22 protein-coding genes are annotated in these 22674 nt (G+C 32.1%); 7 read left to right on the top strand and 15 right to left on the bottom strand.

All coding sequences use genetic code 11. The features are described from left to right. Positions 1 to 25: 25 nt before the first annotated feature. Genes DUZ96_RS05615 through DUZ96_RS05605 form a run of 3 tightly spaced genes read right to left on the bottom strand, consistent with a single transcriptional unit; the run spans position 26 to position 2908 of the window. Positions 26 to 1042: a COX15/CtaA family protein gene (locus tag DUZ96_RS05615; protein WP_114300966.1), complete on the bottom strand. Its 1017-nt coding sequence runs from the start codon at positions 1040 to 1042 to the stop codon at positions 26 to 28. After that, positions 1029 to 1493, bottom strand: a complete 465-nt coding sequence (locus DUZ96_RS05610; RefSeq protein WP_181855235.1) for a GNAT family N-acetyltransferase — start codon at positions 1491 to 1493, stop codon at positions 1029 to 1031. Before DUZ96_RS05610 ends, DUZ96_RS05615 begins: the two co-directional genes overlap by 14 nt. Then, entirely contained in the window at positions 1490 to 2908 is a 1419-nt protein-coding gene (locus DUZ96_RS05605; protein ID WP_114300964.1) for a CCA tRNA nucleotidyltransferase, read from the bottom strand. The genes DUZ96_RS05610 and DUZ96_RS05605 overlap by 4 nt, the downstream gene beginning before the upstream one ends. Positions 2909 to 3133: 225 nt before the next feature. Here DUZ96_RS05605 and DUZ96_RS05600 point away from each other — a divergent pair, with 225 nt between their 5' ends. Next, complete coding sequence (locus DUZ96_RS05600) at positions 3134 to 3898, top strand: lipopolysaccharide kinase InaA family protein (protein ID WP_114300963.1); 765 nt, start codon at positions 3134 to 3136, stop codon at positions 3896 to 3898. On the opposite strand, the gene DUZ96_RS05595 is transcribed toward DUZ96_RS05600, so the two are convergent. Next, positions 3895 to 4656, bottom strand: a complete 762-nt coding sequence (locus DUZ96_RS05595; protein WP_114300962.1) for a glycosyltransferase family 2 protein — start codon at positions 4654 to 4656, stop codon at positions 3895 to 3897. The two genes, DUZ96_RS05600 and DUZ96_RS05595, sit on opposite strands and share 4 nt — an antisense overlap. 40 nt (positions 4657 to 4696) lie before the next feature. Between DUZ96_RS05595 and DUZ96_RS05590 the strand changes: the two genes are divergently transcribed. Beyond that, positions 4697 to 5518 carry a glycosyltransferase family 2 protein gene (locus DUZ96_RS05590; protein ID WP_114300961.1) on the top strand — a complete coding sequence of 274 codons (822 nt, stop codon included), beginning with the start codon at positions 4697 to 4699 and terminating at the stop codon, positions 5516 to 5518. Between the two features lie 4 nt (positions 5519 to 5522). Next, a complete protein-coding gene (locus tag DUZ96_RS05585; RefSeq protein WP_114300960.1) occupies positions 5523 to 6353 on the top strand; it encodes a glycosyltransferase family 2 protein in 831 nt (276 codons plus the stop codon). 10 nt (positions 6354 to 6363) lie between these two features. Here DUZ96_RS05585 and DUZ96_RS05580 read toward each other — a convergent pair whose 3' ends face one another. The 3 genes from DUZ96_RS05580 to DUZ96_RS05570 are packed head-to-tail and all read right to left on the bottom strand — an operon-like array spanning position 6364 to position 9112. Continuing rightward, a complete protein-coding gene (locus DUZ96_RS05580; RefSeq protein WP_114300959.1) occupies positions 6364 to 7314 on the bottom strand; it encodes a Stealth CR1 domain-containing protein in 951 nt (316 codons plus the stop codon). A 9-nt stretch (positions 7315 to 7323) separates the two neighbouring features. Continuing rightward, a complete protein-coding gene (locus tag DUZ96_RS05575; RefSeq protein ID WP_181855234.1) occupies positions 7324 to 8253 on the bottom strand; it encodes an ATP-grasp fold amidoligase family protein in 930 nt (309 codons plus the stop codon). Between the two features lie 43 nt (positions 8254 to 8296). Further along, positions 8297 to 9112 (bottom strand): 2,3,4,5-tetrahydropyridine-2,6-dicarboxylate N-succinyltransferase, encoded by an 816-nt coding sequence (locus DUZ96_RS05570; protein ID WP_114300958.1) that lies wholly within the window; start codon positions 9110 to 9112, stop codon positions 8297 to 8299. Between the two features lie 391 nt (positions 9113 to 9503). Here DUZ96_RS05570 and ruvX point away from each other — a divergent pair, with 391 nt between their 5' ends. Genes ruvX through mazG form a run of 4 tightly spaced genes read left to right on the top strand, consistent with a single transcriptional unit; the run spans position 9504 to position 11758 of the window. Next, entirely contained in the window at positions 9504 to 9917 is a 414-nt protein-coding gene (gene ruvX / locus DUZ96_RS05565; protein ID WP_114300957.1) for a Holliday junction resolvase RuvX, read from the top strand. Between the two features lie 38 nt (positions 9918 to 9955). After that, the gene (def, locus tag DUZ96_RS05560) at positions 9956 to 10546 is read left to right on the top strand and encodes a peptide deformylase (protein ID WP_114300956.1); all 591 of its coding nucleotides are present in this window, start codon (positions 9956 to 9958) and stop codon (positions 10544 to 10546) included. Positions 10547 to 10556: 10 nt separating this feature from the next. Next, complete coding sequence (locus DUZ96_RS05555) at positions 10557 to 10982, top strand: DUF5606 domain-containing protein (RefSeq protein ID WP_114300955.1); 426 nt, start codon at positions 10557 to 10559, stop codon at positions 10980 to 10982. A 2-nt stretch (positions 10983 to 10984) separates the two neighbouring features. Further along, positions 10985 to 11758 carry a nucleoside triphosphate pyrophosphohydrolase gene (mazG, locus tag DUZ96_RS05550; RefSeq protein WP_114300954.1) on the top strand — a complete coding sequence of 258 codons (774 nt, stop codon included), beginning with the start codon at positions 10985 to 10987 and terminating at the stop codon, positions 11756 to 11758. A gap of 233 nt (positions 11759 to 11991) precedes the next feature. Here the strand turns inward: mazG and DUZ96_RS05545 are convergent, their stop codons facing one another. The 8 genes from DUZ96_RS05545 to DUZ96_RS05510 form a co-directional block, all read right to left on the bottom strand. Next, positions 11992 to 13929, bottom strand: coding sequence for a DUF349 domain-containing protein (locus DUZ96_RS05545; protein WP_114300953.1), 1938 nt, complete (start codon positions 13927 to 13929; stop codon positions 11992 to 11994). A gap of 78 nt (positions 13930 to 14007) precedes the next feature. Then, on the bottom strand, positions 14008 to 14766 hold the full coding sequence (locus DUZ96_RS05540; protein WP_114300952.1) for a shikimate dehydrogenase: 759 nt from the start codon (positions 14764 to 14766) through the stop codon (positions 14008 to 14010). Continuing rightward, positions 14735 to 15754 carry a DUF368 domain-containing protein gene (locus DUZ96_RS05535; protein ID WP_114300951.1) on the bottom strand — a complete coding sequence of 340 codons (1020 nt, stop codon included), beginning with the start codon at positions 15752 to 15754 and terminating at the stop codon, positions 14735 to 14737. Before DUZ96_RS05535 ends, DUZ96_RS05540 begins: the two co-directional genes overlap by 32 nt. Then, positions 15755 to 16723, bottom strand: a complete 969-nt coding sequence (locus DUZ96_RS05530) for a DUF368 domain-containing protein (protein ID WP_114300950.1) — start codon at positions 16721 to 16723, stop codon at positions 15755 to 15757. A 38-nt stretch (positions 16724 to 16761) separates the two neighbouring features. Beyond that, positions 16762 to 18168, bottom strand: a complete 1407-nt coding sequence (locus tag DUZ96_RS05525; RefSeq protein WP_114300949.1) for a lipopolysaccharide assembly protein LapB — start codon at positions 18166 to 18168, stop codon at positions 16762 to 16764. Between the two features lie 152 nt (positions 18169 to 18320). Further along, positions 18321 to 19505 (bottom strand): aspartate aminotransferase family protein, encoded by a 1185-nt coding sequence (locus DUZ96_RS05520; RefSeq protein ID WP_114300948.1) that lies wholly within the window; start codon positions 19503 to 19505, stop codon positions 18321 to 18323. A 6-nt stretch (positions 19506 to 19511) separates the two neighbouring features. Further along, the gene (locus tag DUZ96_RS05515) at positions 19512 to 21305 is read right to left on the bottom strand and encodes an OstA-like protein (RefSeq protein WP_181855233.1); all 1794 of its coding nucleotides are present in this window, start codon (positions 21303 to 21305) and stop codon (positions 19512 to 19514) included. 80 nt (positions 21306 to 21385) lie between these two features. After that, positions 21386 to 22666 carry an adenylosuccinate synthase gene (locus DUZ96_RS05510; protein ID WP_114300946.1) on the bottom strand — a complete coding sequence of 427 codons (1281 nt, stop codon included), beginning with the start codon at positions 22664 to 22666 and terminating at the stop codon, positions 21386 to 21388. Between the last annotated feature and the right edge of the window lie 8 nt (positions 22667 to 22674).

Here is a 22674-nt window from a genome sequence, read left to right as displayed (position 1 = left end):
TTTACAAAGTTAATTCAAATATTGACTATTTACTAAATCGATGAAGAGTAAATATCATAAAACTCAATAAAATAAATGCACCAACTTGATGCAGTACGCCTAACCAAACAGGTACTGCCAATAATAAGGTTAGTACACCTAGTAAAAATTGAACGCCTACCATAATTAAAAGACCATTTATTCCTCTGGTTTGCAAAGAGGTTAATTCTATTCTTTTTGCTTGATACCAAATTACTAATATGAATATTACAACTATGTAGGCCAAAGTTCTATGTGCAAATTGCACACCGCTTTTACCTTCTACAAAGTTAAGGTAGGTAGGGTTTTGCTCAGTGTATACAGTCTCATGTACTAACTTACCTTCATTCATAAAAGGCCAGTGATTATGTATCCAACCAGCATCTAAGCCAGCAACAAAAGCGCCGTAGATAATTTGTAAAATAAGAATAACTAAACCAATTCTTATAACGTTACGCAATTTCTTATCAACGCTCTTTTTATCTGGAAAAATTAAGTCTAAGGCTACCCAAAATGTATAGGCAAAGGTTAAAAATGCTGTAGTTAAATGCATAGCTAATCTATAGTGACTAACATCTGGTCTATCTACAAGACCACTTTTAACCATGTACCACCCTAAAAATCCTTGAAACCCTCCCATTAAAAGAAGGATTATAGATTTTTTAATAGTTGATGAATTGAGTTGCTTTCTAATTAAGAAATATAAAAATGGTAGTATAAATACGAGTCCTATGAAACGTCCAATAACTCGATGAATCCACTCCCAAAAATAAATACCTTTGAATTCTTCTAAATTCATATTATAGTTCAATTTCTGGAACTCTGGATATTGTTTGTAAAGGTCAAAAGCTTCATTCCACTCAATTTCATTCATTGGAGGTATAACGCCAGAGATTAATTTATAATTAGATATAGATAATCCTGAATGTGTGAGTCTTGTAATTCCTCCTACAATAACCATAATAAATATTAGTATACATCCTGTAAGCAACCAATAAACAACTGTTTTGTTATCCTTTTTCATTTTCAATCTTTTTTTTAAAACAAACACTGTTTGTAACACCTATGTATTGACCATAGTTCTCAGTGATTTTATAAAATTTTTTCATATAAAATTTCACAGCTTCCTTTTGTCTTTTACCTGTTTCTAGTATGCAAGAAATGAACCCTAGTTCAAAAGCCCATTTTTCTATTTCCACCAAAATTTTTGTTGCAATACCTTGGTCCCTGTGATCCACACTCGTATACATGCGTTTAATTTCAACATTATTGGCATCAAATTTTTTAAAAGCACCACAACCAATAGCAGCGTTATTTTTATACACCAAAACAACATTGTCTAGAAATTCAATAGAGTTAAATTGATTGTAAAAGCAATGTTCTTCGCCATCAGTAATTTTTAAATATGCATCAAGCTTCTTTACAAGATTGATAAAATCTTCGTTTTTAGAATTTGTTCTAACGATTTTTATCATAATTTATCTGTTTTAAGACCTAATGATTTCCCTTTTTCAATCATCAACTTATGTGCAGACTCATATTCATTAGGAATTACCCCTTCAAGAATGGCTTCTTTTATAGCTTCTTTAATAATGCCAATTTCCTTTGATGGTTTTAAATTGAAGGTTTTCATAATTTCTTCTCCTGATACTGGAGGTTGAAAATTTCTAACATGATCTCTCTCTTCAACTTCAACAATTTTATCCCTAACAATCTTAAAGTTATTAAGGTATTTCTTGAATTTTTTTGGATTCTTTGTAGTTATATCAGCTTCGCAAAGTGTCATTAAATCATCAACATAATCGCCAGCATCAAAAACTAATCGTCTAACTGCAGAATCTGTAACTTCAGTAGCTAATACAATTGGCCTTGAGCTCATTAATACCATTTTTTGGACAAATTTCATTTTGTCGTTCAATGGCATCCTTAGTCTCTTAAAAAGTTTATACACCATTTTAGAACCAACGAATTCATGGGCATGAAATGTCCAGCCAACTTTTTTGCTAAACTTTTTGGTAGGTGCTTTGCCTACATCATGTAATAATGCTGCCCAACGCAACCAAAGATTATCGGTAGTTTTGCTAATATTGTCTACAACTTCTAGAGTATGATAAAAGTTATCTTTATGAGTTTGTCCTTCCTTTTCGTCAATACCTTTAAGCGCGGTTAATTCTGGTAATATAAAATCAAGTAATCCAGTTTTTTCAAGTAGTTTGAAACCTACTGATGGTTTAGTGCTTTCTAGGATTTTATTAAGTTCTACAACAATTCGCTCCTTAGTTATTATCTCGATACGATCCTTGTTTTTAGTAATAGCATTCAGTGAAGCGTCTTCAATTTTAAATTTTAATTGTGTTGCAAAGCGTATAGCTCTCATCATCCGGAGTGGATCATCGCTGTATGTAATATCTGGGTCTAAGGGTGTTTTAATAATGCCTTTTTCGAGATCTGAAAGTCCACTAAATGGATCTAGTAAATTACCAAAATTGTTTTTATCCAAGTTTAAGGCTAGTGCGTTTATTGTAAAATCACGTCTGTTTTGATCATCTTCTAACGTACCGTTTTCAACAATTGGATTTCTGCTGTCTTCATTATAACTTTCTTTCCTTGCACCTACGAACTCAATCTCAATATCGTCATATCTCAGCATTGCGGTACCATAGGTTTTAAAAATTTTAACCTTGGTTTTTTTATCAAGTTTTTCCGATACTTTTTCTGCTAGCTCAATACCACTGCCTATGGCCACGATATCAATATCTTTTGCGTCACCTTTATTTAAAAAATAATCACGTACAAAACCACCTATAACGTAGCTGTCCATACTTAAATCTTGGGCTGCGTCAGATATGATTTTAAAAATATTATGACGTAATGCTTGTGCGTGATTCATACTTTTCTCAAATCGCAATTAATTTCATTTTTTTTGAAATATTAAACGCTTTTTTTGATTGGGTAAAGATACGATATAAGCCTTATGTATTAAAGTCTGAAAGACTAATTTCTTTAAGTCTTTTAGTAATCATTTTAAGAATGGTATTTTTGCTTAGAATATTGTATTGAGCTTTACGTTTAGTATTCTTTTGGTTAAATTGATAAATAATATGAGAAATTATAAATGAGGGAAAATAAGACTATACATACCAGTTTTATTTCTTTCTCTAATGAAATTGACGGTATCATTCATAATTATGATCTCAAAGGCGAGGCCTATGGTAACCAAAATAGAAATTCTCTAAGGTTGTTTCAATTAAATGAGAAGATAGTAAATGTAAAATCATTTAAAATCCCAAACCTGGTAAATCAAATTGCATATCGTTTTTTTAGAAAAAGTAAGGCGCAACGATCATTTGAGTATGCGATGAAATTACAAGAGCTAAAAGTTGGCACACCACAACCTATCGCTTTTTATGAATATATGACTTTATTTCTCTTTAAGAAGAGTTATTATATGACGAATCAGTTGGACTGTGATTTAACTTACAGGGAACTAACATTAGATTTGAATTATCCAAATCACGATGAAATTTTACGTGCATTTACCAGGTTTACCTATAGTTTGCATGAAAAGGGTATTAAGTTTTTAGATCATTCTCCGGGTAATACATTAATCAAAAAAAAGGGTGATGCTTATGAGTTTTATTTGGTTGATCTTAATAGAATGGATTTTAAGACTTTGTCCTTTGAAGAGCGTATCGAGAATTTTAAAAGATTAACTATTCATAAATCTATGGTGGAGGTGATGAGTGAAGAATATGCAAGGTGCATTGAAAAACCGTATCAAAAAGTTTTTGATCTTATGTGGTCAGAAACTCAAAAATTTCAACTTAAATATAGGGCACGAAGAAACTTAAAGAAAAAAATTAAATTCTGGAAAAGCTAGTTTTTGTTGTTGCGATATAATTCTCTAAGCTTAGCATATTTTAAAAAGGTAATATTGGCGGTTTGAGCACATATTACAAAACCATTAAAACCATCTAAGAACCCAAGTCTCAAGAAGTAGGCCTTAAAAAAGGCCCAAGTGGGATTCCAGATTACTTTCAAAAATGATGCAGTTTGCCCTTTATCATAATAGGCTTTGGCTGCGATTGTAGAAAAGTATTCTGTTTTCTGATTAAACTCGGAATAACTTTGATAGGTGTTATGTAGAATATCACCTTTAAGTCTACTGGTTTTTGTATTAGGAACTAATTGAAAATTATCATGTGGATTTATACCTGCCCAATGTCCTTTTCTTCTGTCAAAAACTCTGAGTTTTCTATTAGGATACCAATCGGAATATTTAATCCATTGACCACAAAAATTATTAAAACGATTACAGTAATAGCCATCAAATGTCCAGTTATTCTTTAGGTATTTAATAGATTTCTGTAGTGTCTCAGAAAGTGATTCGTCACCATCTAAAGAAATAATATAATCATTACTCGCTTGTTTTAATGCAAAGTTTTTCTGTTCTATATAACCCAAAAATTCTTGCTCAATGAATTTAACATTAAACTCTTTGCATATGGCCTTAGTATTGTCTGTTGAAAAAGAATCAACAATAACAATTTCATCAACCACATTTACTAATGAAGACAAGCACGCTCTAATTTTTCGTTCTTCATTATACGTTATTACAACTCCAGATAGTTTTAGCATTTTAAAAGTCTAATGCTGTAAAAATACTATTTTTGCGCATATGCATTCACCTTTATCCGCAACAGTAGTAATTAGTACATATAACCAACCAGATTGGCTAAAACTTGTTTTGCATAGTTATGATATTCAAACAACTGGTAATTTCGAAATTATCATTGCTGATGATGGCTCTGATGAGGCTACAAGAAGGGTAATTGAGGATTTTAAGAAAAGTACGTCATTAAAAATAATTCATTTATGGCAGGAGGATGATGGTTTTCAAAAAACAAAGGTTTTAAATAAGGCTATTGTCGCTTCAAAAACTGATTATTTAATCTTTACAGATGGTGATTGTATTGCACGCAATGATTTTGTTGAAACCCATTTAAAATTAAGAAAGCCAAATCTTGCATTATCTGGTGGTTATTTTAAACTAACAGAGTCCATTTCATTTAAAATGAATAAGGATATAGTTGAGAGTCAAAAATGCTTTGATATGGATTGGTTATTAGAACAAGGTCAGCCAAAAAGTTTTAAATTAAATAAGTTAACAAAATCAAGACATAAGGCTCGTATTTTAAATCATATAACCCCTACGAAAGCAACTTTTGATGGTATGAATGTGTCTTGTTGGAAGAATGATATTCTGGCAGTAAATGGCTTTGATGAGCGCATGGAATATGGTGGTGAAGATAGAGAAGTAGGAGAGCGAATGATGAACAATGGTGTAAGGTTTAAACAAGCGCGTTATAGTACGATTTGCGTACATTTGTATCATGATAGACCATATAAAAATAAAAATGCGGAGGTCTTAAATCTGCAAATTAGACAAGAGACAAAAAAGAATAAATCAATATATACCAAATTTGGTATATTTAAATAAAACTATGGTATTACCAAAGATTACAGTAATTATTGCCACATATAATAAAACCGATTGGTTAGAGAAAGTATTACACGGTTATAGTATTCAAACGTATGAGGATTTTGAGATAATCATTGCAGATGATGGATCTACTGAAGAAACCAAGGCATTAATAGATAGATTTAAGAAAGACTGTCAGGTAGAAATCACACATTGTTGGCATGAAGATAAAGGATATAGACGCCAAAAGATTTTGAATGAATCTATAGTAATGGCAAAATATGACTACATTTTATTTACAGATGGAGATTGCATTCCGCGTGTAGATTTTGTTGAAACGCATGCGAGGCATGCAGAAAAAGGTTATTTTTTGTCTGGTGGTTACTGTAAACTACCAATGGATATTAGCGAAGCTATTGATGAAGATGATATAAAATCTAAACGTTGTTTTGAGGTTAAATGGCTAAAAAAACAGGGAACACTAAGTGGAAAAAATATATTAAAACTTTCTGCTAAAGACGGTTTTGCAGACTTTTTAAATGCTGTAACACCAACAGGTGCTACATTTAATAATTGTAATTCATCTGCATGGAAATCCGACTTAATTGCCATAAATGGTTATGACGAACGCATGCAATATGGTGGGCCAGATAGAGAATTAGGAGAGCGTTTGGTGAACAATGGTATTAGAACAAAGCAAATACGTTACACAGGGATTTGTTTGCATCTAGATCACCCTAGAAGCTATAAAACGAAAGAATCAATAGACAAAAACTTAAAGATTAGAGCTTACACCAAAAAGCAAAAAGTGACAAGAACACCTTACGGTATTGAAAAATTGCAGAATTATTAAATGTTCCAACCTAAACAACACGTTTTGAAAGCCAACCAAGGATATAATCTAATTTTTTTTCTGGACAGTGATTAAGACTTTGCAATCCAAGGAACAATTTCTTTCTACCTTTAATATTCAGCTTAAATTTATACCAATACAAAGATTTTTTATAAGATCTAAAATAAAGTAATTCTAAATCTTTTTTTAAGATACAAGTTTTTTGTTTTATTTCTAAATGATTGGCAAATCCTTGTGGCGTAAATTGTTTTGGGTTTCTAAATTTATATTTGATATTTTCAATAAATACTTCTGGATGTTTTTTAAAGTAATTTTCAAAGGTTGATTTTCTGAGAGGATGGGGTGTATGTCTAAAATTATAATATTTTTTAAATCCTAAAATTTTAGCAGCTAATTGTTGTGCATGCTTATGTCCAGTTTTTGCTTTCTTAAATTTATTTTTGAATTTATCTTCAGAAAACTTCAACCATTTTCCTCTAAGAATTGGCATACCATTTTTAAAAAAATCTTCTGGCTTAGTTTCATTAATTAAAAAGAAGTCATCGTTAAAGTAAATAAAATGTTCAGACATACCAGGAATGAGATGCATACAGGTTTCAATTGGTCTGTTATTGAAAGTTGGTAAATAGGTTTCGTAATTTTTAAAAATTGTTTTGTGATCCACAATCTTAACATTACCATATTTATTGTTTCTTTCGTTTTCTTTTAAGAAAGAAGGTATTTGATTGTCTGTAATGATATAAATATTTCTTATAAATGTGGCGAACTTAAAAATAGAGTCAATGGTAAATTTTATCTCATTAACTTGAAAGTAACGTGTTTTATAACGCTCAGAATTCACCTTAGATTTATCCTCTAAATATGGCAACATCTTAGAACGATGTTTTTCATCATTGCCATCTACCCAAAGGATTACGGCATCAATTATTAAACTATCTGTTTTATTTACAGGTACAGCCATTGATTATGTTTAATATTCGATTTGATCTAAACTGGTTATTACCGATTTATTTTCATTCAGTTTAGGAAGCTTAAAATAATCACCAATTATTTCATTGTATTCCTCTGGATAAAATTTCTTTCTTGCATCAGATGGATAAAAGGTCATTTCGCCAAATACGCTTCTACCATGAACTGAATAGAAGTCTATACGTACGAAAGGTAATTTTTGCGATAAAACTTTTACTAATTCCACCATTTCCTCAAGATTACTTGGTTTTTCAAAATTTGTAAAATAGTTGATATCATTGACTTTACCTTTTCTAAAGGGTAATAATTCAAAATTTAAATCAAAGCACTGTTGTTTATGTTTATTTCCTCGATCTAAATGGACATCTATAAATTTTGGTACTCCATTAAAACAATAAAACTTATAGTCCACCAAGGTATCCTTTTCATCTTCCTTTAAGAATTTTTCAATTACTATCTTTGGTTTAACATCTTTATAGGCCCATTCTTGACCTCTTCGATAGTATTGATTTTTACCCAGCCATTTTTTAAACTTTTTAATTACCTTTTTCTTATCTAAATCGTCCTTGTTTTTTACAATAATGTTATGGCCATTGGTATGATTAGCTTTAATTATAAAACTATTAGGTAATTTGTTAAAATCAATTTTTTCAGGACTATCATAGAAATCATAAAGCTCATTAAGGTATTTTGCACCAATTTTTTCTTTGACAAAAGACCTGACTTCATACTTGTCTGCAAGAGTGGTTAAAATTTTTGGTCTAAAATATACTTTGTACCATTCAAGTTTGGCATTAAAATCCTGTGGATTATTAAGATCTAATTTTTGGCCAGAAAAATATTCGTAGTGAATTTTCACATAGATTTTGGGTGGTAAAGATCTGATTTTACGTAAATGCCTAATGAAAAAACGACGAATGGAACTTGACATTGATTTTAAAGTTTATTTTAATAAAGTATATAATCTTTTAGATTTAAACAGCCACGTCATATTCTCTAAGTGCATCATTTAGTGAGGTCTTCTTATCTGTACTTTCTTTACGCTTGCCAATTATTAATGCACAAGGGACCTGAAACTCTCCAGCATTGAATTTTTTGGTATAGCTACCTGGTATCACAACCGATCTTGCCGGTACTATACCTTTCATTTCAATGGGTTCATTACCAGTTACATCAATAATTTTAGTGCTCATTGTTAGTACTACATTAGCTCCTAATACCGCTTCTTTTTCTACTCTAACTCCCTCTACCACGATACATCTAGAACCAATAAAAGCTCCATCTTCTATTATAACTGGTGCGGCCTGTAAAGGCTCTAAAACACCTCCGATACCTACACCTCCTGAAAGATGAACATTTTTACCAATCTGAGCACAACTACCAACCGTTGCCCAGGTATCTACCATTGTGCCTTCATCTACATATGCACCAATATTAACATAACTTGGCATCATAATGACACCTTTAGAAATAAAAGCACCATGTCTGGCAACGGCATGAGGAACAACTCTGATACCTTTTTCCTTGTAATTTCTTTTTAATGGTATTTTATCGTGATATTCAAAAATGCCTACTTCAAACGATTCCATTTTTTGAATTGGGAAATAAAGAACGACTGCTTTTTTAATCCATTCGTTAACTTGCCATCCACCTTCAATTGGTTCAGCTACACGTAGCTTACCTTCATCAATAAGGTCAATAACATTTCTTATGGTGTCTATTGTTTGTTGCTCAGATAATAATGAACGATTATTCCAAGCACTTTCTATGGTTTTCTGTAACTCTTTCATTTAATAATCAAAATTTGTATTGCCAAAGATAACCTTACAAATAGGCATCATGAAAAAAAAAATAAAAAATTGTGACTTATATTAATAAGTTGCATCTTAAATATAATTGAATCGAGGATAATAAACTACTTAGTGAGTATATCTGAGAATTTGATTAACAGCTAATTATGAAAACTCCTCTCCCTTGTAATTGAGGAGTTTTCTTTTAAGAAGAAATAAAAAATATTATATAAACGTGACCTGCTTAAAAATTTAGTGTCTAATAAATAATTAATGACATGATTTATTCAAATGAGGGAAATAAAATCATTACTTAATTGATAGCTAAATTAAAAATGCTTCTGTAATAAGGAGCGTTTTTTTATTCAATAAGGTTGTACATTTGCAAAATATGGGAAGAATATTAGCCATTGATTATGGTACAAAAAGAACTGGTATTGCTGTTACTGACGAGCTACAAATTATTGCATCTGGTCTAACAACTGTAGATACAAAATCTCTTATTTCCTTTCTAGTTGATTACGTTAATTTAGAAAAAGTAGAAATGTTTGTGGTTGGTTTACCAAAACAAATGAATAATACAGCTTCTGAAAGCGAGATTCATATACAATCTTTTTTAAAGAAACTGAATAAAGCTATACCCGAAATACCAGTAGAAAGGATTGACGAAAGATTTACATCAAAAATGGCCTTTCAGACCATGATAGATAGTGGTTTAAGTAAAAAACAAAGACAGAATAAAGCACTCGTTGATGAGATTAGCGCAACACTAATATTGCAAAGTTATTTGGCTTCAAATTCTTAAATAAGAATTGTACTTTTGCTCCCGTAAATAAATAAATTATGATTTTACCCATTGTTGCATATGGTGATCCCGTATTAAAAAAGAAAGCAAAATATATTGACAAGAATTATCCGAAGCTTTCCGAATTAATTGAAAATATGTACCAAACAATGTATGGAGCTTATGGTGTTGGTTTAGCCGCACCTCAAATTGGGTTGCCAATTCGTTTATTTCTGGTAGATACGGAACCATTTGCAGAGGACGATAGTTTTTCTGAAAAAGAACAGGGGCAACTTAAAAATTTTAAAAGAACGTTTATAAATGCACAGATTCTTGAGGAAGAAGGTGATGAGTGGGCCTTTAATGAAGGGTGCTTAAGTATTCCAGACGTAAGAGAAGATGTATTTAGACAGCCTAAAATAAAGATTCAATACCAAGATGAAAATTTTGAGACACATGTTGAGGAATTTGATGGACTCATCGCACGTGTAATACAGCATGAGTATGATCACATTGAAGGTATTTTATTTACCGATAAACTTTCCTCGTTTAAAAAACGTTTGATTAAAGGTAAGTTATCCAACATTTCGAAAGGAAAAATAAAAATAGATTATAAAATGCGTTTTCCTCTTATGAGCAGAAAACGTTAATACAAGATATATGAGTTTAGAAAAAATATTGGCAATTTCTGGTAAGCCAGGATTATACGAAATTGTTACCCAAACTAGAACTGGAGCGGTTGTAGAATCGTTGCTCGATAAAAAAAGACTTACGGTTGGTGCGCACAGTAACATTAGTATTTTAAGTGAAATTGCCATTTATACACTTACTGAAGAAGTGCCATTAAAGGATGTTTTAAGGAAGGTAAAAGACAAAGAGAATGGTCGTCCTACATCTATTAGCCATAAAGACGGCAAAGATGTTCTTGAAGAATATTTCTTTGAAGTATTACCTGATTATGATGAAGATAGAGTCTACGCATCTGATATAAAAAAGGTTGTACAATGGTACAACTTACTTCAGAAAAATGATCTATTAAATTCTTTAGAATCTGAAGATGAATCTGATATCTCTGAGGAGGAATAATTATGCCTGATAAAAGTTCACAACTTAAAGCCTTTGAACGTTTATTGATTGTAATGGACGAATTGCGAGAGCAATGTCCATGGGATAAAAAGCAAACCATGGAATCTTTACGACACTTAACAATTGAAGAGGTATATGAACTTGGTGACGCCATTTTAGATAAGGATTTAGACGAGGTAAAAAAAGAACTTGGAGATGTGCTATTGCATATTGTTTTTTATTCTAGAATTGCCAGTGAAACCAATGACTTTGATATAGCTGATGTTTGTCACAGTATTTGTGACAAGCTTATTGAGCGTCATCCGCACATATATGGTGACGTTAAAGTAGACAACGAAGAGGATGTTAAGCGCAATTGGGAACAAATTAAACTTAAAGAAGGTAAAAAAAGTGTATTAGAAGGTGTTCCAAGAAGTTTACCAGCAATGGTTAAGGCCAACAGAATTCAGGATAAGGTGGCAGGTGTAGGATTTGACTGGGAGAAGCCTGAACAGGTTTTTGAAAAAATAGAGGAAGAATTGGCTGAATTAAGATCTGAAATTGCAATAGGTGATAAAAATGCTATTGAGAGTGAATTTGGAGATGTGTTATTTTCAATGATAAATTACGCGAGATTTCTAAAAGTGAGTCCTGAAAATGCTCTAGAACGCACCAATAAGAAATTTATAAAGCGCTTTCAATACCTAGAGTCTAAAGCAAAAGAGCTTAATAAATCCCTAAAAGACATGACCCTTTCTGAAATGGATGTGTTTTGGGAAGAGGCGAAATCAATTTAGTCCTTCAGTTATAACATGAGATTAATGAAATAATCAATACTGTTAAATCTTTCTAAATATTATTATTCTAACATCCAAGACTAACATCTGTGCGTAAATACATTAAAATAAAAACATAAACGTTTTTATATTCTTAGTAGGAGATCTTAATTATTATGTAAGCGGTTGTAATTAAGATTAATTTAGTTTAGTTAGGGCAAAACCCATCTGTTAATGGCAGATGGGTTTTGATTTTAACTATACATTCCTTTTATCTTGGTCAATTTAGCTTTCCAAGTATCTAATTCTTTCTTATGTCTATCAATATTTTTTATAACATCCTTGACTAATGGGTTGGATTCATCAACATTAGAGAAAAATTGTAGATTATTTTCTAATTGTGTTATTTCACTTTGTACCTCACCAATTCTTTTACGAATAAAGTTTTGTTCATTGTCTAATAACCTCGTGTCGTTATCATTATTAGCAAGGTTTTCTAGTTTGCTTTCAAACTTTACCATTTCTAGCTTGGCCTTATCCATTTTAAGTTTGCCAAAAGCCTCATCGATTACCTTATAGAATTTACCATCTATATAGCGTTTATTCTGTGGTACATGTCCAATGGTTTTCCATTTAGTAATTTTAGATTTTAAAGTTTCAATAGATTCTTTATTGTCTCCTTTTAACTCTAAATTCCTAATACTTTCTAACAGTTTTACCTTTTTATCAAATGCATCATACAAATGCTGATTTTCAGCTTTGCGTTGAGAGTGTATTCTTTCAAAATAGTAGTTGCAGGCATTTTTAAATTGTTTCCAAACTTTATCACTGTCCCTGCGAGGTACATGACCTATCTTTTTCCAGTCGTTTTGAATTTTCTTCATAAGAGGAGTAACAACAGCAAAGTCCTCACTTTCTTTATTTTCCTCTGCAATTTTAATTAGCTCCTTTTTTTTCTGAAGATTTTCGTATTGTTCTTTCTTTAGATCTTTATAGAATTGATTTTTACTTCTATTAAAATTTCTAACCGCATCTTTAAATTTTGCCCATGTGGCTTCATTTACTTTTAATGGAACTTTACCAGCATTAAAGAAAGACTCTCTTAAAGCCTCTATCTCTCGTATTTTTTTCTGCCAAGCACCATGAGAGTTTACTTTATCTTCTGCAACTGTCTGAATATTTGCAATAATTTCTTCTTTCTTTTCTAAATTCTTTTCGTAGGCTTTATCTAAATCCGCATAATATGCTTGTCGCTTATCATGAATTGTTTTAGTTGCGCTACTAAATCGTTCCCAAATTTCTTCCCTATGCTCTTTCGCTACAGGACCTAGTTCTTCTTTCCAAAGTTTATGTAAAACTTGTAATTCTCTGAATGAACGATTTATATTTTCATCTTTTGCAAGTTCCTCAGCACGTTCAATGATCTTAAGCTTCTGCTCATAGTTGTGCTTAAAGTCCATATCTCGCAAATCATTATTTAGATGCAAGAAATCATAAAAGCGTTCTACATGGTGATGATAAGAATTCCAAGCATTATTGTATTTATCTCTAGGGATAGGACCTGCATTACGCCATTTCTCTTGTAGTTCTTTAAAATGCTTATAAGTTGTATTTATATTTTCTTCAACATTCAACAAACCCTTTATTTCCTCAATTATACTTAGTCTGTTTTCCAAGTTTTGCTTGAGGTTTTGTTCCCTTTCTTTATAGTAAGAACTTATAGACTGTTTGTATTCTTTGTAAAGTTGGTTGAATAATTTTTTGGTATCATCAGTGTAGAAAAAGTCTATTTCATTGCCACCTTCATTAACGAATTCTTCTTTCTTCTCATCTAATAGCGTGCTAAATTTTGAGTTGAATTCTGCTTTTATTTGATTAACATGCTTTGATATAGTTTGAATTTTATGGTGGTTCAGTAATCTATTAAACTCAGTAACCAACTGGTCTAATGTCATAGTATGGTAATCCTTTTCTTCTACCTCATGACGTTCTGCATTAGACTCATCTTCAGCATCTTCAGCATTAGATGCTTCAATTTCATCAACATGTTCTTCCTTTGTTTCAGAATCATTTTCACTTGAATTGGTAGCGTCTTCTGAAACTTCTGTTTTAGTTTCTTCTTTTGGAGTAGCATCTAATACTTCTACTTCTTTTTTTCCTTCTGCTTCTTGCAGGTTATCATTCTCAGACATATGTCAATTATTTTAATCGCATGTTAAAGATACTAACAACTCCTTGAACTACAAAGGAAATGAATAGTTTGGTCTGTATTAAGGCTTATTCCAGATTTGCCAAGACTTTTCTGCTTGAAGTTCTAACATTTTAAGACCATTAATTGTTGTAGCTCCTTTTTCGTGACCTTTTTTTAAAAATTTGGTCTGTTCTGGGTTGTAAATTAAATCAAAAAGGATATGTTTTTTAGTAATTGCCTTATATGGAATACTTGGACAATGATCAATGTTCGGAAAGGTTCCTAAAGGCGTACAATTTATGATGATTTGATGTTTTGTAATTATATTATCATCCAAATCTGAATACTGATATTCTACAGCCATTTTCTTAGACCGTGATACATATGTATATTCAATATTTAATTTTTTTAAAGCATAGGCAATTGCTTTAGATGCACCGCCAGTACCTAAAATTAATGCACATTTATGATAATTTTTTAAATGAGGACTTAAAGAGTTTTTAAAACCATAATAGTCAGTGTTGTAGCCTATTAGTTTGTTGTCTTTAAACTGTATAGTATTAACTGCGCCAATTTTTCGAGCGCGTTTGTTCAATTTATCGAGTAAAGGAATGACTTCCTCCTTATAGGGAATGGTTACATTAAGACCCTTTAAATTTGGTGTGTTATTTATTGCATTCAAAAGATCATCAATAGACTCTAAATCAAAATTTACATAGGAGTAATTAAGATTTTCATTTTCAAACTTTTTGGCAAAATAACCTCTTGAAAATGAGTAGGAAATATTCCGCCCTACTAGTCCGAATTTAAGCTTTAATTTGTCGTGTGTGTTGTCCATACCATTCTAATCCTAAAACTATAAAGATACCAAGGGCAATATAAGCAATTGCAATATAAGTATCAGTACTTGCTTCAGGTAAAAAACGCTTATAATTCAATATGATTTGTTTACCTGTAGAATCAAGAATGTAACCACCGTTGTCATTAGTCATGTATATGGTTTCCTTCCAAGGCCATACAACACCAAGCGATCCAATTATAAAACCAATTATAGTAGCGAGTGTAATATTTTTATAATGATGTAAAATGTAGTTTAAAATATGAGAAAACGTTACAAGACCGGTAACAGAACCTAATGCGAAAACAGCTAAAACCTTCAACATTCGTATTCTGACAGCGTCTTTTACAAATTCAAAATCTCCAGTAAAAACATCTGCAATGGTATCATAAAGGGCGTTTACAGAATCAACAAGAAGCAGAACATAATTCCCAAGGAGAATTAAAATAAATGAACCCGAAAACCCTGGAAGCGTCATTCCAGAAACGCTAATTATTCCGCAGAAAAAAATAAAAATTAAATTATCATTCTCCTTGGCAGGATCTAAAAAACTTATGCTTAATCCAACCAGAGCTCCAATGACTAGGAAAGTTAAAGTTCTTCTGTTCCATTCTTTAAAATCTTTGTTTATGTAATAAATTGATCCTAAGATCATTCCAAAAAAAGTACTCCAAACATAGAGCTCATAATTGATAATTAAGTAGTCTAGAATTTTAGAAACACTAAAATAGCTGACTATCATACCAAGGAAAAGTAAGCCTAAAAACTTACCATTCACGTATCTATAAAAACTACTGAAGCGTCCATTAAACAGCAGTCTAAATGCAGTTTTATTAACACGTTGTAATGAATAAATAAATTCTTCATAAAAGCCCGCAACAAAGGCTACCAAACCACCTGAAACACCAGGAACTTTATTTGCTGCTCCCATTGCCAGCCCCTTAATTACCAAAAAAACCCGATCTTTAAAGCGTCTTGTGCTCTGCATTTAAACAGTGGTTTTATTCTTACCTAGTCTCTCTAATATTAAAATAGTCGCAAACCCAATAACGATGAATACAACTGCAATTACTAATTGATTGTCTCCTCCATAGGAAGTAGGTAATATACTTCTATCTAGTAAGGTAACTTCTTCGCCTTTAGAATTAATGCGTGTTTTTAAGATTTCTTTCCAAGGCCAAATTTTATTTAAAGAACCAACCATAAAACCGGTTAGAATTGCCAAAGTGAGATTCTTTTGATACTTGAACATCCAGTTTAAGGCTTTAGAAAAAACTTTTAAACCTATAACAGCTCCGACAGCAAGTAGGATAAAATTTAAAAATGCCTCTTTAAATAAGGTCATGTCACCCTGCAAAATTCCATCTCTTAGATTATTAATTGTGTCAATAGCAGTTTGGTAGACACCTAATATCAATAATATAAATGCTCCAGAAACTCCAGGTAATATCATCGCAATTATTGCAATAAAACCGCAAAACAACAAATAATAAGGGCTGTCTGGCGATGCAAAAGGTTCTGCCAAGGTTATATAGTAAGATAATATTGAAATTAGGATTATAGCCACTATTACCTTTAATGACCATTTGCTAATTTGTTTAGCTATATAAATAATACTTGCTAGGACTAAACCAAAAAAGAACGACCACAATATTATTGGTTCATTATGAAGTAACCATTTAATTATTTTGGCCAATGAAAGTATACTTATTGCAATTCCAAGAAATAAAGCAAAAAGAAAACTTCCATTAATAGCTTTCCAAGCTGTTAGAAACCCTTCTTTTTTCCAAACATTAAAAAAACCAAGATTAAACTTGTCAATACTCTCAATTAATTCTTCGTAAATACCTGAAATAAATGCGATTGTACCACCAGAAACGCCTGGAACAACATCAGCTGCACCCATTGCTATTCCTTTGAAAGTTATAACAAGATAATCTATTATTCTTCGACTCATTTTATGTGAAATAGTGAGTCGCTAAGGTATGGAATTTTTTAGTTGGGAGTCTTTTTAGAATCTGAAATAATAGCTCTGACAATTGCGCGTTCATTTAACTTAGGAAACAGCTCCGTAATAATAAAATTATATTCGAAATTGAGCTGTACCGCATTTTTTAAATGAAATCTTCCTTCTTCATTTTGGTGCATTGTAAAATATAATCCAGCAAGTCTATATTCAACCTCTGCATTTTCAGGGTAGAATTCTGATGCCTGCAATAAATTATAAGCAGAAGCTCCATATTCACCGAGAGAAATTAGTATATCAGACCTGTCAAGCCACGTGTCGAGTTCGTAATTTCCGAGCTCTAAGCTTCGTTTGTAGCCTCGTTCTGCTTCTTCAAGAAAGTTTAAGCGTTTGTTTACAGTTGCATAAAGTTTCCAATAGAGTACATTATCGCCATCAATGTTAACAGCTTTATTTATGTAGTAAAGCGCTTTCTGATAATCAAGCCGCTTCATGTAAAATTTTGTAATAGCTAACCAGCCCTTATCTAAAAGAGGGTCTTCGTCAACGGTTTTTTTAAGAAACTGAATAGCCATATCATCTTCACCCAGCTTTTCGTAGCAATGCCCAATTCTTAACAATGCAAATGAGGTTGGTTCATCTAGTGCTAAGGTGATTTTATAGTTTTCTATGGCATCTTCATAGTGTTTCAGTTTTTCTAAGACCTTACCCTTTTCAATATATGCACCTACAAATGTATCATCAGAAATTATTGCAAAATCAAATGAGGCGTTAGCCTTCGCATACTCTTTTATTGCAAAATATTGTCGTCCTAATTGGTGCCAAGCCACTTCACAATATGGGTGATTATCCAAGAAATTATTTAAATAGGTTATAGCCTCAGTATTCTGATTTAAGAAATCATAACAATAAATGATATTATGTAAAGCAGAATAGTCTGTCGTATCAACTTCAATACACTTTTTAAAATATATTATTGCGTTTTCAAATTGGTCCAAAAAGAGATATTCCATCCCTATAAGAGCGTACAAATCACTATCATCATCTGGTGTTTTTGATTTGTCTATTGCTAATAATAGAATTTCAATTGCTTTTTCGTGCTCATCTTGTTTAGATAAAACATTAGCCTTCTGGATATATACCTCCTCATTGTTTGGCTCTAAGTCGTTTAGCATATCCAAAATATCATTTGCTTCATCAAATTTATTTTCGATTACTAATATTTCAACCTGATATAATCTAAGATTTATCGAAGATGGATGCTGTTCTAGGCCAAGCTTAATTGCACGCTTTGCTAGTGCAATTTTACCACTCTCAAGATAGTGGTGAATGATATTTTCGAATTCATTGGAGTCAAAAAACAAAATGTCATTTGTTTTTAACATTGATTCAAATCTAGTAAGTGAGAAATTTTCGTCGTTCTGACTATATTCCATAAGCGGTTTTAAAATTCACTGAATTAAATTTACTGTTATCATGTACTAATACTAAAGAATTAATTTATTGTTTTTAACAAATTAATTAACATTAAAATAATGCTTTGATAAACATATTTTTGCTCTTGATTGTCAATTATTTATAACAAAAATTAATTTTGGATAGTATTTAAAACTGAGCAGATAATTTGACAACCTTTAACAATTTCTTCGTTAGAAATAGTTAATGGAGGTGTAATTCTTATTGCTTTCGATTCAAAAAGTAACCAGAATAGGATTAATCCTTTTTCTTTGCATTTCAGAATAACTTCATTTGTAATTTCAGCATTTTCTGTAATGGCAGCAAGCATCAACCCACGACCTCTAATCTCTTTGATTAGAGGATGAGAAAGATGTTCTCGAATCAACTTTTCTTTTTCAAGTGTTTCTGCAATATGATTGCTATTTGTAAGCTCCATTAATGTTGATAAGGCTGCACTTGCAATAACAGGATTACCTCCAAATGTTGTAATATGCCCTAATTTAGGATTATCAGTTAGGTGCTTCATCATTTCGTAAGATGCTGTAAAAGCACCAATTGGAAGTCCGCCACCTAGGCCTTTGCCTGTAACCACTATATCTGGTTTGCAATTATAATTTTCAAATCCAAACATTTTACCTGTGCGACCAATACCGGGTTGTATCTCATCCAAAATCAATACGGCACCCACTTCATTACACCGCTTTTGAACACTGCTTAAATACCCTTCTATTGGTTCTATAAAACCTGCACCACCTTGTATGGTCTCAAGTATTACTCCAGCTGTTTTATCTGTAATTTGTTCAAGACACCATTCACAATTAAAGGTGATGTGCCTAATGCCAGGTAGTAAGGGTAGAAAAGGTCTTTTACGTTCTTGATAGTCCATAAGACTTAAAGACCCCAAAGTATTGCCATGATAAGAATTTTTAGCCGCAATTATTTCAGATCTTCCTGTATAACGTCTAGCTAACTTTATACTTCCTTCAATTGCCTCTGTACCAGAATTGACTAAGTAAGTTGTGTCTAAGGGTTCTGGTAGTAATTCAGCCATTTTTTTGCAAAGATCTACAGCTGGTTGTTGTATATATTCACCATATACCATTACATGTAAATACTTGTCGAGCTGTTCTTTTACAGCATTAACAACCGCAGGATGACTATGTCCTAAAGTACAAGCAGAAACACCAGCAACAAAATCTAGATGAGGATTATCATCCGAATCATAAATATAAGATCCCTTAGCATACTTTATTTCCATTGCCAATGGATGCGGTGTTGTTTGTGCTTGATATTTAAAGAAGTCGCTTACTTGCATTCTGCATTATTGACTAGATTTTTTCTTTAATCCTGGAGGTACTTTTAACTGATTTGGTGACGGTATTTGTTTGTCTTTTTTGGGTAGATTACGAGCTGCCTTATTTGGTTTATTAGGAGTGTCTTTACCAGCATTTTCGATTCTTTCGGTTATTGAATCATCAATAAACTCTTCTGGAGGTACATAATCTTTTAATCCTTTAATTACAGGTAAAACCAATGGTGGGTCATCTTTAAACAAGTCATCAACAGACATAGGACGTTCCTTACCACGCCAATCAAATGCACGTAATCGACTACCGCTTTTTGGAAACTTTGATTCAGGATAAAGTTCTCCATCAATTTGATTTATAAATCTAACCTCTTCTATGGCCTGTTCTTTTATTTTCATATTTATACTGCCAGATTTAGACTTTTGTATGCCAACGAGTTCATTTTCCTCATTACGCATGTAGTAAATCATTTCAGCATTTTTAATAATATCAACATTATAAAGCTCATTGTTCTCAAATAAACCTATCAATAATTTGCCTTTTACTTGGTTAAAACCTGATTCACTAATGGTGTCCTTACTGACTAAAAAGGCATTATTAAATACTTTAAGTGAATCTAATTTTTCTGTTTCAACATTTGAAATTAAATGGATAGTATCACCTGTCATCTGATTGCCCATATTCCATAAAATTGGTTTTCTTTTGGTGGCAAATGCATCATTAGAACTGAAACGGTCCAAATTAATCATCTGGGTTAATCCAGTTTGATGATTGACATGTATTGAGTCTGATTTACCCGCAAGATCACTCTTGTAAAGTCTAACATTATAAAATGCTCTGGTTATTCTATTATTTTCCTTACCAGTTACCATTAAGGTATCAGCATGGATGTATACAGAATCTTGTTCTTGAACGGTTATTCCTAAGGCTCTTCTGGTTATAAAAATTGAGTCTCTATCTCTCCATAGTTCGGCATAATGACCTTTTACAACACTTTTGTTAATAGTATCTGTTACAGTTATGTTATTGGTTGCGGATGCAAAATTTCTATTTCTGTCAAAATAAATACTGTCGCCTTCTACTGTTCTGTTTTCATAATCTATACGTGCTTTACGTTGAAAATGTCCTCTATCAGTCTTAGTGTTATAGAATCCGCGTTCTGTATAGATATTACTGTCTTCGCCAACTATGGTTGATGGGCCAAATAAATATGCATGTCCATTTTCAGAGAAGAAATCTAATCGTTCTGTGTTAAGTGTGTAATCTGGGTTTACAAGAACGACATCCTTTACAAATTGATATTTGCTCGAATTTGTATAATATCTTCCAATCTGACTTGTAATTGTGCCAGAAGAGTCTCTTACTACTTTTCCTTTAGTGTTGTAGTAAGCAATCTGTCTTGTTCTATCGAAATATAGTTTTTCTGTTGTTAGTACTGATTGCGGTTCTGTCAGTACAACGTCACCTCTTGCAAATGCTAACTGTGATTTACCACTATACTCAACATATTTTGCAACCATGTTTATGGAATCGCCTTGTTTCATTACAACATTACTGAATGCCTCTATAAAATCTTGGTCCTCATAATAAATGGCTTTGTCGCACCACATGTTAACGCCCTTATGTACGAAATGAACTTGTTGTGATTTGTCTCTTAAGAATACTTTTGCTCCTTCCTCTATTTCGGAGTCTGTATAGGCAGTACCTGCATACTTAATTGTAATTTTCTGTTTTTCTTGAGAAAAACCTAGAAACAAGGTGTTTAGAAAAATTAGTAAAAGAAATTTCTTAAAACTATTCAAAACCATAAATTTTTTACAAAATAATATTTATGTAACAGCTTTATTATAGGTTAACAGAATTTTTAACACTAAATGTTAGCGAAAAACTAAACTGTCTTTCTTACTATTGTCTGATTACGGTCAGGCCCAACAGATACAATTGTTATTGGAATATTCAGTTCATTTTCCAAAAACTCTACATAAGCATTAAATTCTGCAGGTAATTGTGCAGCCTCTGTCATTTCTGTTAGATCTTCTTTCCATCCATCCATTTCGGTATAAATAGGAGTAACATTTTCAGCTTCAATATTATATGGTAAATGTGAAATAGTTTCGCCTTTGTAGTTGTATAATGTACATACTCGAAGGTTTTTAAACCCTGAAAGAACATCACCTTTCATCATTATAAGCTGCGTTACTCCGTTAACTTGACAAGCATAGCGAAGTGCAACTAAATCTAACCATCCGCATCGTCTAGGTCTGCCTGTAGTTGCTCCAAACTCATGGCCAACACGTGCCATTGTTTCTCCATTTTCATCAAAAAGCTCAGTCGGAAACGGCCCAGATCCTACGCGTGTGGTGTACGCCTTAAAAATACCGAATACTTCACCTATTTTATTTGGAGCTACGCCCAATCCTGTACAAGCTCCTGCAGCAGTAGTATTGGAAGAAGTTACAAAAGGATAAGTACCAAAATCAATATCTAAAAGTGAACCTTGAGCACCTTCAGCAAGAATTGACTTCCCAGAATTTTGAGACTGATGTATAAATTCTTCTGAGTCAATAAATTTTAAACTTTTAAGAGTTTCAATCGCATCGAAGAAATCAGTTTCTAACTCTTCCAAGTCATACTGAATGTCAACATTGTAAAAAGCAATCATTGCTTCATGCTTATCTGCTAATGCTCTGTATTTATCTTTCCAGTTTGAAAGTTCAATATCGCCAACTCTAATTCCGTTTCTACCGGTTTTGTCCATATATGTTGGACCAATCCCTTTTAATGTAGAACCAATTTTAGCTTTACCTTTTGATGCCTCACTCGCAGCATCTAACAATCGATGTGTTGGTAGAATAATGTGAGCTTTTCTAGAAATACATAATGATTTTCTGTAGTCTACATTTTGTTCGTTTAGTTTGTCTAATTCTTTTTTGAAAATCACAGGGTCTATTACTACACCATTTCCAACAAGATTGGTAGTGTTATTATGAAATATTCCTGAAGGTATCGTATGCAATACGTGTTTTCTTCCATTAAATACTAAGGTGTGACCTGCATTTGGTCCACCTTGAAATCTTGCAATAATATCGTATTTAGAGGTAAATACGTCAACAATTTTTCCTTTGCCTTCATCTCCCCATTGTAGTCCTAGTAGTAAATCTACTGCCATTTTAATAA

The organism is Winogradskyella sp. KYW1333 (assembly GCF_003335675.1).
In the GTDB taxonomy this organism is placed as follows: domain Bacteria; phylum Bacteroidota; class Bacteroidia; order Flavobacteriales; family Flavobacteriaceae; genus Winogradskyella.
Note: the sequence above shows the minus strand (reverse complement) of the source record. Positions and strands in the feature narration are given on the sequence as shown.